This is a genomic window from Mucilaginibacter lutimaris, from assembly GCF_042676625.1.
Classification (GTDB): domain Bacteria; phylum Bacteroidota; class Bacteroidia; order Sphingobacteriales; family Sphingobacteriaceae; genus Mucilaginibacter; species Mucilaginibacter lutimaris.
Genome location: NZ_JBHTIA010000012.1, coordinates 491,244 through 503,803, shown reverse-complemented (window position 1 = coordinate 503,803; position 12,560 = coordinate 491,244). Strand labels below are relative to the sequence as shown.

Sequence of the window (12,560 nt, the reverse complement as noted above, 5' to 3'; positions counted from 1 at the left end):
CAGTTTATATCCTGGGGCTTTATTTACCCTTTAAGCCGGACAACAAGGATTACAGGCGTACGGTTGAGGACGTTAACCGTACGATACCGAACACTTTATAAATTAAGAATATATTTATATTATTGATAATCAATAAATTATAAAAACGGTTGCATTTTGGCATATGCCATTTCAGATTAAAGATGAATAAAATGATGACTACCGTTGATAACCGCTTACAAACACTTTGGGATGGCTGCCTGCGTAACGACAGAAAGCAACAAGAAATGTTATACAAGGTTTTAGCGCCAAAAATGCTTGCGGTTTGCATGCGCTATGCTAAAGATAAAGATGAGGCGCAGGATATATTACAGGAAGGCTTTATAAAAATGTTTAAAAACATGGGCAACTACCGCGGCGAAGGCAGCCTTGAAGGCTGGATACGCCGTATTATGGTACACAGCGCTATTTCGCGTTACCGCAAGGCTAAAAATATGGTTTTAGTTGAGGATTTTGCAGAGCAGGGCATCCCGGTTAGTACCGCCTACAATGATAACGGCTTGGAAACCCGCGACCTGATGAACATGGTTCAGCAATTGCCGGATACTTATCGCTCGGTATTTAACATGTACGCTATTGAAGGTTTCTCGCACCAGGAGATCGGTAATAAATTAGGCATGACCGAATTACTATCGCGTACTACTTTACACCGCGCCCGTACCATCCTTAAAGAAAAATTGAATGGCTTAGCTGTAAGAGAGCGCCGGTACATGGCTGGGTAAGAACTCACCCCAGCCCTCTCCGAGAAGGAGATAAAAAACACCCTACACCAACTTATTCAAAATGATCTATTGATTTACTGGCAAGCCCGTCGGGTTGATCAATAAATCAAAAGATGAGTAACTTTCGTCACCCACCTTTCAATCGTCTTATAGTATTCTTTATTCGTGATTTAATGTTTGACTTTATTCGAACCTACTACTATTAAAGATCACTGATCTCTCTACTTGTGTTTACTGCTCATATAAAACACCATTTCGCCGCCATTCATAATATCCTGGTGGTTTAGCGTTAAGGCAGTATATGGTTTACCATTCAGCGTCATTTTTTGTACGTAAACGTTTTTCTCGCTCTGATTTTTCACAACGATGTTAAACGTTTTACCGTTACCAACCTGTATGGTAGCGTTGTTAACCGACGGGCTGCCAATAGAATAATCAACAGAACCCGGTGCTACAGGATAAAAACCCATGGAGCTAAAAATGTACCAGGCGCTCATTTGACCCGTATCATCATTGCCACCCAATCCATCCGGAGTTGGTTTGTACATGCGCGGTAAAATCATACGAATGCGCTCCTGCGTTTTCCATGGCTGGTTTGTCCAATTGTACAGGTAGGCCACGTGGTGCGATGGCTCGTTACCATGCACATAGTTACCGATGATACCATCGCGGGTAATATCTTCGGTCTCGGCAAAGTATTTATCCGGCAGGTTCATGGTAAACAACGAATCGAGGTATGGTACAAAGCGTTTGTTGCCGCCCATCAATTTTATTAAACCTTCGGGGTCCTGCGGAGCGAATAGCGTGTAATTCCAGGCGTTGCCTTCAATAAAACCTTCGTTAATAGTGCTTAGTGGGTCAAACTTGGCACGGAAAGTACCATCGGCCATCCTCGGCCTCATGAAGCCCGATTTGCTATCGTAAACGTTTTTATAGTTTTCGCTGCGTTTGATAAACTCGTTGTAGATGTCTGTTTTGCCCAATTTTTTCGCCATCTGCGCGATAGCCCAATCATCATAGGCATATTCCAAAGTGTTAGATACCGATACACCTGTTTTCTCATCGGGGATATAACCTTTGTCCATATACTCGCCAATACCCTCGTAGCTGCGGTGGCGCGCGGTGGTAACAGCAGCATCTAATGCTTTGTTGGCATCAAACGGCGCGTTGCCTTTAACAACAGCATCTGCCAAAACAGATACGCTATGGTAGCCGCTCATACACCAGTTCTCATTAGCCGAGTTGCTCCAAACAGGCAGCATCTTTTCCGGGCTTTGGTCAAAATGCACCAGCATAGATTTTACCATATCGGCGTTGCGTTGTGGCTGTATAATGTTAAACAGCGGGTGCAGTGCGCGGTAGGTATCCCAAAGTGAGAAGGTGGTGTAGTTGGTAAAGCCATCTGCCTTGTGTATGTTTTGGTCGAGGCCTTTATACTGTCCGTCAACATCCATGTAAATGGTAGGGTTTATCATGGTGTGGTACATAGCGGTGTAAAAATCCTGCTTGCGCTCTGTAGAAGCGTTAACTGTAATTTTCTCCAATTCTTTTTCCCATTGGGCTTGGCCGTCGTTTTTCACTTTATCAAAATCCCAGCCCGGTACTTCGGCCTGCATATTGGCTAATGCGCCATCCATACTCACGGGCGACAGCGCGAATTTTATCTTGATTTTTTCGCCTTCTTCTGTTTTAAAATCAAAATACGCTCGGATCTGCTTGCCGGCTATCTCAGGGAAGTTTTTGCTTTGGTTGAATTTACCCCAGAAACCGCCATAAACTTCGCGCTTATCATATTTCTTAAACCCATGCTGAATGAATTTCTTATTGAACGCCATAGCAAAATACAGGTTGCGCGTGCGTGCCCAGCCGTTTGTTTGGCGGTAACCTACCAGTGTGCTATCGTTCAGGATCTTTACATAAGTCCAAACGGTTTTGTCAGGGTAGTTATATATGCCCGCCATCAGGTCCAGAATTATATGCGATTGATCTGACTTAGGAAAGGTGTACTGGTGGAAACCAACGCGGGTACTGGTGGTCATCTCGGCAGTAATGTTTGAGGCATCAAGCTTTACCTTGTAATAGTTAGCGGCGCTTACCTCATTGGCATGAGAGAATGCCGAACGGTAACCGCTGCCCGGTTTATCTGCAACGCCGGGGTTAAGCTTTAACTGACCAACGGTTGGCATAATTAAAAAGTCGCCCAGATCCGAGTGGCCGGTACCGCTAAAATGTGTGTGGCTGAAGCCAACAATGGTTTTATCCTCGTACTGGTAACCTGCACAGTACTCATAAACCTTTGGGTTGTATTTGCCGTTAAGCTCGTAGCTGGCGGTATCGGTTTCGGGGCTTAGCTGTACCATGCCAAAAGGAACTGTAGCGCCAGGGTAGGTATGGCCCATACGCTGCGTTCCTATAATAGGCTTTACGTATTGCACTAAGTTTTCGTGGGGTTTTTGCGCCGCTGAATGCAGGCCGGTACAAATTAAAAGAGCCGAGAATATCTTTTTCATTTATTGCTGGGATGATAATGCGTGATCAGTAATGCGTTAACGTTGGCAAATATAAAATCATATAGCTTGTTAGCGATATTTAATTACATTTACAAAGCTAATTGTTGCCATTATGGCGCAAATGTTACGTTTTGTAACAACGGTATGGGTTTTGTAATCTAATCTGTAAATTCACATCACCATAAATAAACAAAACACACAAATGAAAAATCTACTTATCGTAATAGCGGTTGTTGTAGTATTAGCCCTTATGGGTGGCTGTAGCTACAACGGCATGGTAAAATCTGACGAGAACGTTAAAGGCAAATGGGGCGAAGTACAAACCCAGTACCAACGCCGCAGCGATCTTATCCCAAATCTGGTATCTACCGTTAAGGGTGAAGCCAATTTTGAAAAAGGCACATTAACCGAAGTTACCAATGCACGCGCACGCGCAACTTCTATCCAGGTTGACCCTACTAAGCTTACGCCAGAAGCTATACAACAATACCAGCAGGCACAAGGCCAGTTAAGCACAGCTTTAGGACGGTTACTGGTTGCATCAGAAAATTATCCAAACCTTAGGGCCAACGACGCCTTCAGGAATTTACAGGTGCAGTTAGAAGGTACCGAGAACCGCATTGGTGTTGCCCGCCGCGACTTTAACGAAGCTGTACAAGCTTACAACAGCAAGGTACGTACCTTCCCGGCTAATATTACCGCTAAAATGTTCGGCTTTGCAGAAAAAGGATATTTCCAAAGTGAAGCAGGTTCTGAAAAAGCGCCATCGGTAAACTTTGACACCGACTCTAAAACAGATACTACCAAAAAATAATTGAGTGTTTATACAGGCCGAAGCTATAAGTTTCGGCCTGTATAAATTTTGAGGTGAAGACCGTAAATCGGTGCAATCACTCCCACAATCAGTGTAATCTAAAGATCAATATGGCCGTATTTACCGAAGAGGAACAGCAGCGTATACAGCAAGCTGTTGCCGATGCCGAAAAGAATACCAGCGGGGAGGTGCGCGTTTGCATCGAAAAAACCTGCAGCGACGATCCGCTTGACCGCGCCGCCAAGTACTTTACGCAACTGGAAATGCATAAAACCAAGCTGCGTAACGGCGTACTTATTTATGTAGCCACCGTTGACCGTAAGTTTGCCATTATTGGCGATGCCGGTATCAATAACCTTGTACCTGCCAATTTTTGGGACACCACCAAAGAAAACATGCTAAACCACTTTAAGTATGGCAACCTTTTAGAAGGCATAATAACAGGCATCAAAGAGGCAGGCGACCAACTGCAAAAGTATTTCCCATACCTGCTTAACGATAAGAATGAACTGCCGGATGATATAGCCTTTATGGATGGCAATTAATAACACGTGATGTTAAAAAAAACAATATTATGGCTGGGGCTGATGCTGTGCATCTTCACCGCCTTCTCGCAAGATATACCGGAAAGATCGGGCACCCTGGTTACCGATTATACTAATACGCTTTCAGATGCCGACAAGACACAGCTTGAGCGTAAACTGATTGCCTATAACGATTCTACTACCACGCAAATAGCGGTAGTAATTATCAAATCTACCGGCGATTATGATATTAACCAATACGGGGTAGAGCTATTGCGGAAATGGGGTATTGGTACAAAAGAAAAAAACAACGGCGTTTTGGTGTTAGTCGCCTTAAACGACCGCAAGATGGCTATCCAAACCGGTTACGGGGCAGAGGGCGCTTTACCGGATATCACCACCCAGCAGATCATTCAAAATGACATGAAGCCCCGCTTTAGGGCCGGCGATTATTATGGTGGGTTAGACGCCGCTACCGACGATATTATAAAAGCCATGAAGGGTGAGTATAAAGCACCCGCCCGCAAAGCAAGATCTAAAGGCGATGGCAGCCCTATTGGGTTTATTGTGATAATTGTTGTGGTTATACTCATCTTTATTTTTAGTAAACGCGGCGGTGGCGGTGGTGGCCGTATTATTGGCGGCCGGGGCGGCGCAAGCCCGTTCTGGTGGTTTTTGGCTGGCAACATGCTTGGCGGTAGCGGCCGTAGCAGCGGCAGCGACTGGGGAGGTTTCTCCGGTGGCGGCGGCGGTGGTGGTTTCGGAGGGTTTGGCGGCGGAAGCGGTGGCGGCGGCGGTAGTAGCGGCAGCTGGTAAATATAACGCATCGCTGTTAGGTAAACGTTTTTATTACCATCCCACTAATTTCAACCAGTATGTTTCAACGCGATTTTATTATGAACGAGGCGCGAAAATTTGCGCTGATGTTAGCCAAACTTTTAGGCCTTAAAGCCGAGGGTGAATACGAAGAGTATTTAAAATACTTTAATGAGGTTTTGGATGAGGAATATAATGCCGAACTGGATGAGCTTTTAAAGCTTGATGAAGATGCCTTTAAAAAACGACTTACAGACGCAAACTATTCAGCGGAGAAATTGAATGCTTTGGGACAAATGCTCTATGTATTTGCCGAACCTTTTACTGCTAATGAGGAAACAGCGGCCCTGCTTAAAAAAGTGATGGTGATATTTAACCTGTTACAAACAGAACATCATTACGAGTCGTTTGATAACGTTACCAGGCGTAACGCGATCCATAAATATTTTGAAACCAATTATGAGCGAACTTAACTGGAAAACCTGTTCTTCTACCTATATACACAAGGGCCCATGGGCTACCCTGCGCAGCGATAAATGCGAAATGCCCGACGGTACCATTGTAGACCAATACTATGTTTTAGAATACCCTAATTGGGCAAACGCTGTAGCTTTAACAGAAGATAACAAGATATTGATGGTGCGGCAGTATAGGCATGCCGCTCAAATAGTATCGCTCGAAATCCCGGGTGGTGTTATTGAGGATAGCGAAAACCCCGAAGAAGGCATGCGCCGCGAATTGCTGGAAGAAACCGGTTATGAATTTAACGATGTAGAGCTGATCAGTACGGTATACGCTAACCCATCTACCGCTAATAACAAAACCTTTTGCTACCTGGCCAAAGGCGGCAAAAAAGTACAGGAACAACAGCTTGACGAGCACGAGCACATTGTGGTAGAAGAGTATACCATAGCCGAAGTAAAACAATTGCTGGCCGAAAACAAAATAGCCCAGGCACTGCATTGCACCGGGCTGTTTTACGCTTTAATGAAACTTGGAGAAATGTAAATATTAGAACTATTGATGTCAGTCTGAGCTCGTCGAAGACTTGTCTGCATGTCTGATGGTTCGACAAGCTCACCATGGCATTATCAGTCTAAAATATCATCAGTATTTGCCCCTTTTCAACTTTGTCGCTGGGTTTAATTTTAATGCTTTTGATGGTAACATCTGCAGGGGCTTTGATAATGTTTTCCATTTTCATGGCTTCCAGCACAAACAGGTTATCTCCTTTTTTTACTTCCGCGCCCTCTTCTACCAGTACTTTTAAAACCAGGCCGGGCATGGGCGCCTTTATATCGCTCACCTTGGCGGTCATGAGGTTGCTTAATCCCATCTTATCAAGCAGTACATCAAACTGGTCTTTAGCGGCAACTTTGTAAATATTGTTGTTCACCTTTATTTCAGCGGTTTTGGCTTCGCTATCATAGCTTACCACTTCGGCATTGTACGAGCCATTCTCGTTTATCACATGGTATAGCAGATCGTTCAATTGCTTAATATTGGCGTTTACCGGGCTTTCGTTCACCAAAAGTGTGTCCCCCTTACGGTCTATCTCAAAATCGTGTTTGCTATTAACCTTTACTTTGTACATATCGTCTGAATCAGAATTGCCCGAATTTAAGAATTTACAGAATGTAATTACCTATTTGGTAAAGATGTATTGAATTAAATTAGCGCCCATCCTTAACGCTTTCAGGCGAGCTTCCTGGCTATCGCCGGCGTAAGTCCCATAATCTTCCCAACCGTTGCCCAGATCGCATTCATAGCTATAAAAACACACCAGGCGCCCTTTGTAGATCAACCCAAAACCCTGTGGGCGTTTACCATCATGCTCATGTATTTTTGGCAAGCCGTTGGGAAAGCTATATTTTTGATGATAGATAGCATAATTGGTTGGCAACTCTACAAAGTCCAACTCGGGGAAAACCTTTTTCATTTGCGGGCGAATAAATTTATCGAAACCGTAATTATCATCAATATGCAAAAAACCGCCCCCCGTTAAATACTTGCGCAGGTTGCGGGCCTCCTGGTCGCTAAATATCACGTTGCCGTGGCCGGTCATAAAAACAAATGGATAATTATAGATCTGCTCGCTGCCTACCTCTACAACTTCCTCTTCGGGCTGGAAGTTGGTTTTCAAATTATTGTTACAAAATTTAATGAGGTTAACAAGTGCTGTACGGTCGCCATACCAATCGCCGCCGCCATTATATTTAAGCCTGCCCATTTTATAAGATGGCGCGGTAAAGCTGCTGATGCAAAACATCATGGCAATTACTGCTGCAATAAAAATGGATCTTCTCATTTAACGGTTTAAAAAATTCACCTCAAAGCACGCTTCCAGCGCGGCGGTTTCGGTACGTAGCCGGCTTTCTCCTAAAGTTATGGCTTTATATCCGTTTTGCAAAGCAGCTTCAACTTCAGTCGGGCTAAAATCGCCTTCGGGGCCTATCAGTATCAAATAACGGTTTTGTTTCTCGATAGATTGTGCCAGGCTTATCTTTTGGCCTTCATCGCAATGGGCAATAAACTTTTGCCCATCGAACGGTTGTCTTACAAAATGGTTGAAGTTAACCGGCGTATTCAAAACCGGATGGTAAGCTTTAATTGATTGCTTAATAGCCGATGTGATGATCTTATCCAAACGTTCCACCTTGGCTTCTTTACGTTCAGATCGTTGGCAGATAATGAGCGAGATCTCATCAATTCCTATTTCGGTGGCCTTTTCTAAAAACCACTCTACCCTATCTAAATTTTTTGTGGGCGCTATCGCGATGTGCAGGTAATGGTTGCGTTTATTAAATTCCTGGGTGACAGAGTTGATTTGCAGGATGGTACGCTTAGGATGCGCGTCCATTATTTTGGCATTGTATAGCCCGCCTATGCCATCTATCAGTGTAACGGCGTCGCCCACGTTAAGGCGCAGCACACGCACGGCATGTTTGCTTTCTTCTTCGCTTAAAAAGTACTCTGAAAGTTTTGGATCGATATCAGGTGTATAGAAAAGCTGCATTCTTTTAACTTAAAGCTGAAAGCGAAAAGCTTAAAGCTAATTAAAAACTCATCGGTTATAATTAATGCAAATCTACAGCGTCTTCTTCGTTTATCAACAACTCCAGCTTTACAGATTCAATGTTCTGGTCAGATTTTTTTAGCACGGTGATGTTGTAGCCATTGCTTTCTTTCTGTTCGCCCACATCCGGTATTTTACCAAATATGTGGCCTAACCACCCGGATACGGTATCAAAGTCGCCATCCTCGGGCAGGTCATGCGGCAGGTGCTCGTTAACGTCGTAGATTGGCGCAAGGGCGTTAACCACAAACTCGCGGTCGTTCAGTTTCTCAACGATTGGTTTTTCTTCGTCAAATTCATCCTGGATCTCGCCCACCAATTCTTCCACAATATCTTCCAGCGTAACCATACCTGCGGTACCCCCAAACTCGTCAGACACAATAGCTATCTGAATGCGCTTTTGCTGTAGCTCCGCCATCAGGTCATTTATTTTTTTTGTTTCGGGGATATAATATGGCTTGCGGATAATATCACGTAATACAATTTCTTCGCCGCGAGCGAGTAAAGGTAAAATATCCTTGGCGTGTACTATGCCAATTATCTTATCAATAACCTCATCATATACCGGCATACGCGAGTACCCTTCTGTTATCAATATCTCCAATAATTCCTCCTTGCCGGTATCTACCTCAATGCCCGATATTTTAGTACGTGGAACCATAATGTTTTTCACCACGCGTTCGTTAAAATCAAAAACGTTCTGGATCAGCTCGTGCTCGTTAGAATCTATCGCGCCCGTTTCTTTACCCTGTTCAAGCAGGTATTGTAACTCTTCAGATGAGTGATGGGTTTCGCCGCCCTCTAAGGTAGTTATGCCAAATAATTTTAAAATAAAATTGGCAAAGCCGTTAAGCAACCAAATAAACGGGCGAAACAGCACGAAGAAAAATCTTAATGGTAGCGATACCGCTAAGGTAGTACGTACCGACTTTTGAATGGCCAGTGACTTTGGCGCTAACTCACCAAATACTATGTGAAGCACCGTAATAGCCACAAAAGACAGAACGTGACTGGCCGTAATAAAGCCCGGGGTAAGCGTAAAGCCTAAAGCCAGAAACGCGCGTAATACAATGTTGGTAACTACGCCCTCACCCACCACACCAAGGCCAAGCGAAGCAATGGTAATACCCAGCTGTGTGGCAGCCAGGTAACCATCTAAATTATGTAAAATGCCCCTTGCAACTTTGGCTACTCCGCTACCGGATTTAGCCTTTATTTCAATTTGCGAGCCTCGTACCCTCACCATGGCAAATTCTGCTGCCACGAAAAAACCGTTTAGCAATACCAAAAATATGGTAAGGAAAATATAAAAGGCACTAATTTCGTAAGGTCCGGGGTCCATTTATTGTATTATTTGTTATCGGGGAAAGTAGACTTATACAGGTCTAAGCTTTCTTGAATTACTTTGTGTGCGTAACGTACACCCAGCAAATGCTCAATAGTTACGTTCTTACCTTCCAGCACCTTGTAATCGCTAAAGAAGCGTACAATTTCTTTCATGGTGTGTGGCGGCAATTCGTTAAGGTCGTTAATATAGTTAACGGACATATCGTTCTTCGCTACCGCAATTATTTTATCATCCTGCTCACCGTTATCAACCATGTGCATAACGCCTACTACCTTTGCTTCAATGATAGACATCGGAAAAACATCTATAGAACAAAGTACAAGTATATCCAAAGGGTCGTTATCGTCGCAATAGGTTTGCGGGATAAAGCCGTAATTTGCAGGGTACATTACTGATGAAAATAAAACCCTGTCTAATTTTAACAGGCCCGACTCTTTATCTATCTCGTATTTTGCTTTAGATCCTTTTGGTATCTCAATTATAGCGTTTACTATTTCAGGAATATTATCACCCGGTGAAACCTGATGCCAGGGGTGTTGTGTGCTCATGTATATATGTTTAAAATTCTACTCTTCTTATGACTTTGTTAACTTTCTTCTCAGAAAAGCAATAATCAGCGGAATTGTTGTAATAATTATCAATCCGAGTACTATGTACTGCAGATAATCTTTTAACTCGGGGAAACGCCTTCCCAAAAAATAACCGGCTAATGTTAATATGGTTACCCAGGCTACGCTCCCCACTATATTGTAAATGGTAAACTTTTTAATATCTACCTTAACAACACCTGCAAATATAGGGGCAAAAGTTCTAACAATGGGGAAAAATCTGCCTAAAATCAAAGCCATGCCTCCGTATTTGGCGTAAAACTCTTCGGCAACTGAGATATAACGCTTCTTAAAAAAGAATGAATCGTCCCTGTTAAACAGTACGGGGCCTGTGCGGTAACCAAACCAATACCCTGTATAATTACCTAAAATACCAGCCGCAATAAGTGATAGTACCAGCGTATAAATAGGTACATGGATGATACCAGCGGCGCTTAACAAACCTGCCAGAAACAGCAAATAATCGCCGGGAAGGAAAAAACCAAAAAACAAACCGGTCTCAGCATACACTACTATAAGCAACAGGTAAAAGCCACCACTGCTTAAAATAGACTGTGCGTCGGTTAAATTTTGAAGATATTCCCAAAAGTTTTCCATTAAGTATATCCGTAAAACTACAAATATTAAATCAAATTAGCCTCACTTAAATCCTTTGTAAAGGCAAGGATTTTATTTTGGGCCCCTTCCTTTCTATAGTTGGGGCTGCGGATGGCTTAACTGATTAAATAAGGGCGGATATAAACGAAGGATAAACTCCTATTACAATTGTTGCGATGGCCGAAAAGCCCAATACAAATTTATAATAAGCAGGCACCTCAACCTCTGCGCGCTCGGCTGTACGGAAGTACATGGCAATAATAACCCTAAAGTAGTAGAAGATGCTGATAATAGCATTAACTACCGCGATTATAACTAACCAGGTATTGTACTGCGCTAAAGCACCGCTAAACATAAAAAACTTACCAATAAAGCCGGCAGTTAACGGGATACCCGCTAATGAAAGCATGCTGATAGTAAGCACTAACGCCAGGAACGGGTTCTTTTTAGACAGGCCGTTAAATCCTTCAAAATTATCGCTGCCGGTTTGTTGCCTTACCAGTATTAACGCGCCGAATGCAATGATAGACGCTATTGAATAGGCAGTTGCATATACAAATATAGAATTAGCCGATCCTGCGCCCAAAGCCACAATGGCAAATAACAAATAGCCCGCGTGTGATATGCTCGAAAAAGCCATCATGCGTTTAAAGCTTTGCTGGTAAAGGGCCGTAATGTTGCCGATAAACAGGGTGGCAATTGTTATTGCCAATAATACAGGCGTCCAGAATGCTGCTATGGTTGAGAAACATGCGGCAAACAAACGCAGGAACGCCGCGAAGCCCGCAACCTTAACCACGGTAGACATAAACAGGGTGATCAATGATGGAGCACCTTCGTAAACATCCGGTGTCCAGAAATGGAAGGGGGCTGCACCAACCTTAAAGCAAAGGCCTACAATGATGAGCGCTATGCCCGTGTAAAACATCGGGTCTATATCGCGCGGATGGGTCACTATCCATTCGCGAATGGTATTTAGATCGAAAGAACCTGATGAGCCGTATATTAATGTAATACCAAACAACAGGAAACCGGTTGAGAACGCACCCATTAAAAAGTACTTTAAAGCGGCCTCATTTGAAGCAAAATCGCTTTTACGGATACCGGCCAGGATATATAAACTCACTGACATGATCTCGATACCGATAAACATCATCACCAGGTTATGGTATGATACCATTACGATGATACCCGCTAACGAAAACAGGATAATGGCATAATACTCGGCTATATGGGTGCTTATTTTTTCGAAGTATCCTTTAGATAAAAGGAGAATAAGAATGGTAGATACAATGCTTACAACCGAGAACGCAACCGAAAAATTATTGAACAACATCATACCGCTGTACAAAGGCACTGCGTTATCGTTCCATTGTGCAACAGCCGCGCCTAAAGCTGCCAGTAAACCAATTACGGTAACAGGCAATAAAGCTTTCTGAACTTTATATAAACCCAGGTACAAAAGCACTATAGGTAAAACAGATATAATTATTAAAGTAATCATTT

At 43.3% G+C, this 12,560-nt stretch carries 14 protein-coding genes; 6 read left to right on the top strand and 8 right to left on the bottom strand.

Annotated elements, in window-relative coordinates; all coding sequences use genetic code 11:
• Positions 1 to 182: 182 nt before the first annotated feature.
• Positions 183 to 761, top strand: coding sequence for an RNA polymerase sigma factor (locus ACFQZI_RS17280; RefSeq protein WP_377144710.1), 579 nt, complete (start codon positions 183 to 185; stop codon positions 759 to 761).
• Between the two features lie 221 nt (positions 762 to 982).
• Here the strand turns inward: ACFQZI_RS17280 and ACFQZI_RS17275 are convergent, their stop codons facing one another.
• On the bottom strand, positions 983 to 3,271 hold the full coding sequence (locus ACFQZI_RS17275) for a GH92 family glycosyl hydrolase (protein ID WP_377144708.1): 2,289 nt from the start codon (positions 3,269 to 3,271) through the stop codon (positions 983 to 985).
• A gap of 202 nt (positions 3,272 to 3,473) precedes the next feature.
• Between ACFQZI_RS17275 and ACFQZI_RS17270 the strand changes: the two genes are divergently transcribed.
• The 5 genes from ACFQZI_RS17270 to ACFQZI_RS17250 all read left to right on the top strand — a co-directional run bounded on the left by ACFQZI_RS17270 (position 3,474) and on the right by ACFQZI_RS17250 (position 6,433).
• Complete coding sequence (locus ACFQZI_RS17270; RefSeq protein WP_377144706.1) at positions 3,474 to 4,085, top strand: LemA family protein; 612 nt, start codon at positions 3,474 to 3,476, stop codon at positions 4,083 to 4,085.
• 110 nt (positions 4,086 to 4,195) lie between these two features.
• Positions 4,196 to 4,630 (top strand): TPM domain-containing protein, encoded by a 435-nt coding sequence (locus ACFQZI_RS17265; protein ID WP_377144704.1) that lies wholly within the window; start codon positions 4,196 to 4,198, stop codon positions 4,628 to 4,630.
• Between the two features lie 9 nt (positions 4,631 to 4,639).
• The gene (locus ACFQZI_RS17260) at positions 4,640 to 5,425 is read left to right on the top strand and encodes a TPM domain-containing protein (RefSeq protein WP_377144702.1); all 786 of its coding nucleotides are present in this window, start codon (positions 4,640 to 4,642) and stop codon (positions 5,423 to 5,425) included.
• A gap of 59 nt (positions 5,426 to 5,484) precedes the next feature.
• A complete protein-coding gene (locus ACFQZI_RS17255; protein WP_377144700.1) occupies positions 5,485 to 5,898 on the top strand; it encodes a hypothetical protein in 414 nt (137 codons plus the stop codon).
• A complete protein-coding gene (locus ACFQZI_RS17250; RefSeq protein WP_377144698.1) occupies positions 5,885 to 6,433 on the top strand; it encodes an NUDIX hydrolase in 549 nt (182 codons plus the stop codon). The genes ACFQZI_RS17255 and ACFQZI_RS17250 overlap by 14 nt, the downstream gene beginning before the upstream one ends.
• Before the next feature lie 88 nt (positions 6,434 to 6,521).
• On the opposite strand, the gene ACFQZI_RS17245 is transcribed toward ACFQZI_RS17250, so the two are convergent.
• The 7 genes from ACFQZI_RS17245 to ACFQZI_RS17215 form a co-directional block, all read right to left on the bottom strand.
• A complete protein-coding gene (locus ACFQZI_RS17245; protein WP_377144696.1) occupies positions 6,522 to 7,019 on the bottom strand; it encodes an acetyl-CoA carboxylase biotin carboxyl carrier protein subunit in 498 nt (165 codons plus the stop codon).
• A 51-nt stretch (positions 7,020 to 7,070) separates the two neighbouring features.
• Positions 7,071 to 7,733: a DUF4159 domain-containing protein gene (locus ACFQZI_RS17240; RefSeq protein ID WP_377144694.1), complete on the bottom strand. Its 663-nt coding sequence runs from the start codon at positions 7,731 to 7,733 to the stop codon at positions 7,071 to 7,073.
• Positions 7,734 to 8,441, bottom strand: coding sequence for a 16S rRNA (uracil(1498)-N(3))-methyltransferase (locus ACFQZI_RS17235; RefSeq protein WP_377144692.1), 708 nt, complete (start codon positions 8,439 to 8,441; stop codon positions 7,734 to 7,736).
• Between the two features lie 61 nt (positions 8,442 to 8,502).
• Complete coding sequence (locus ACFQZI_RS17230; protein ID WP_377144690.1) at positions 8,503 to 9,843, bottom strand: hemolysin family protein; 1,341 nt, start codon at positions 9,841 to 9,843, stop codon at positions 8,503 to 8,505.
• Positions 9,844 to 9,851: 8 nt separating this feature from the next.
• Complete coding sequence (locus ACFQZI_RS17225; protein WP_377144688.1) at positions 9,852 to 10,397, bottom strand: inorganic diphosphatase; 546 nt, start codon at positions 10,395 to 10,397, stop codon at positions 9,852 to 9,854.
• Between the two features lie 27 nt (positions 10,398 to 10,424).
• Entirely contained in the window at positions 10,425 to 11,054 is a 630-nt protein-coding gene (locus ACFQZI_RS17220) for a DedA family protein (RefSeq protein WP_377144687.1), read from the bottom strand.
• Between the two features lie 124 nt (positions 11,055 to 11,178).
• Positions 11,179 to 12,558 carry an NADH-quinone oxidoreductase subunit N gene (locus tag ACFQZI_RS17215; protein WP_377144685.1) on the bottom strand — a complete coding sequence of 460 codons (1,380 nt, stop codon included), beginning with the start codon at positions 12,556 to 12,558 and terminating at the stop codon, positions 11,179 to 11,181.
• Positions 12,559 to 12,560 lie beyond the last annotated feature (2 nt).

Coding starts and splice junctions, on each gene's coding strand:
- ACFQZI_RS17255 (WP_377144700.1), top strand. CDS start 5,485: ATGTTTCAACGCGATTTTATTATGAACGAGGCGCGAAAATTTGCGCTG.
- ACFQZI_RS17265 (WP_377144704.1), top strand. CDS start 4,196: ATGGCCGTATTTACCGAAGAGGAACAGCAGCGTATACAGCAAGCTGTT.
- ACFQZI_RS17275 (WP_377144708.1), bottom strand. CDS start 3,271: ATGAAAAAGATATTCTCGGCTCTTTTAATTTGTACCGGCCTGCATTCA.
- ACFQZI_RS17280 (WP_377144710.1), top strand. CDS start 183: ATGAATAAAATGATGACTACCGTTGATAACCGCTTACAAACACTTTGG.
- ACFQZI_RS17240 (WP_377144694.1), bottom strand. CDS start 7,733: ATGAGAAGATCCATTTTTATTGCAGCAGTAATTGCCATGATGTTTTGC.
- ACFQZI_RS17215 (WP_377144685.1), bottom strand. CDS start 12,558: ATGATTACTTTAATAATTATATCTGTTTTACCTATAGTGCTTTTGTAC.
- ACFQZI_RS17235 (WP_377144692.1), bottom strand. CDS start 8,441: ATGCAGCTTTTCTATACACCTGATATCGATCCAAAACTTTCAGAGTAC.
- ACFQZI_RS17260 (WP_377144702.1), top strand. CDS start 4,640: ATGTTAAAAAAAACAATATTATGGCTGGGGCTGATGCTGTGCATCTTC.
- ACFQZI_RS17230 (WP_377144690.1), bottom strand. CDS start 9,843: ATGGACCCCGGACCTTACGAAATTAGTGCCTTTTATATTTTCCTTACC.
- ACFQZI_RS17270 (WP_377144706.1), top strand. CDS start 3,474: ATGAAAAATCTACTTATCGTAATAGCGGTTGTTGTAGTATTAGCCCTT.
- ACFQZI_RS17250 (WP_377144698.1), top strand. CDS start 5,885: ATGAGCGAACTTAACTGGAAAACCTGTTCTTCTACCTATATACACAAG.
- ACFQZI_RS17225 (WP_377144688.1), bottom strand. CDS start 10,397: ATGAGCACACAACACCCCTGGCATCAGGTTTCACCGGGTGATAATATT.
- ACFQZI_RS17245 (WP_377144696.1), bottom strand. CDS start 7,019: ATGTACAAAGTAAAGGTTAATAGCAAACACGATTTTGAGATAGACCGT.
- ACFQZI_RS17220 (WP_377144687.1), bottom strand. CDS start 11,054: ATGGAAAACTTTTGGGAATATCTTCAAAATTTAACCGACGCACAGTCT.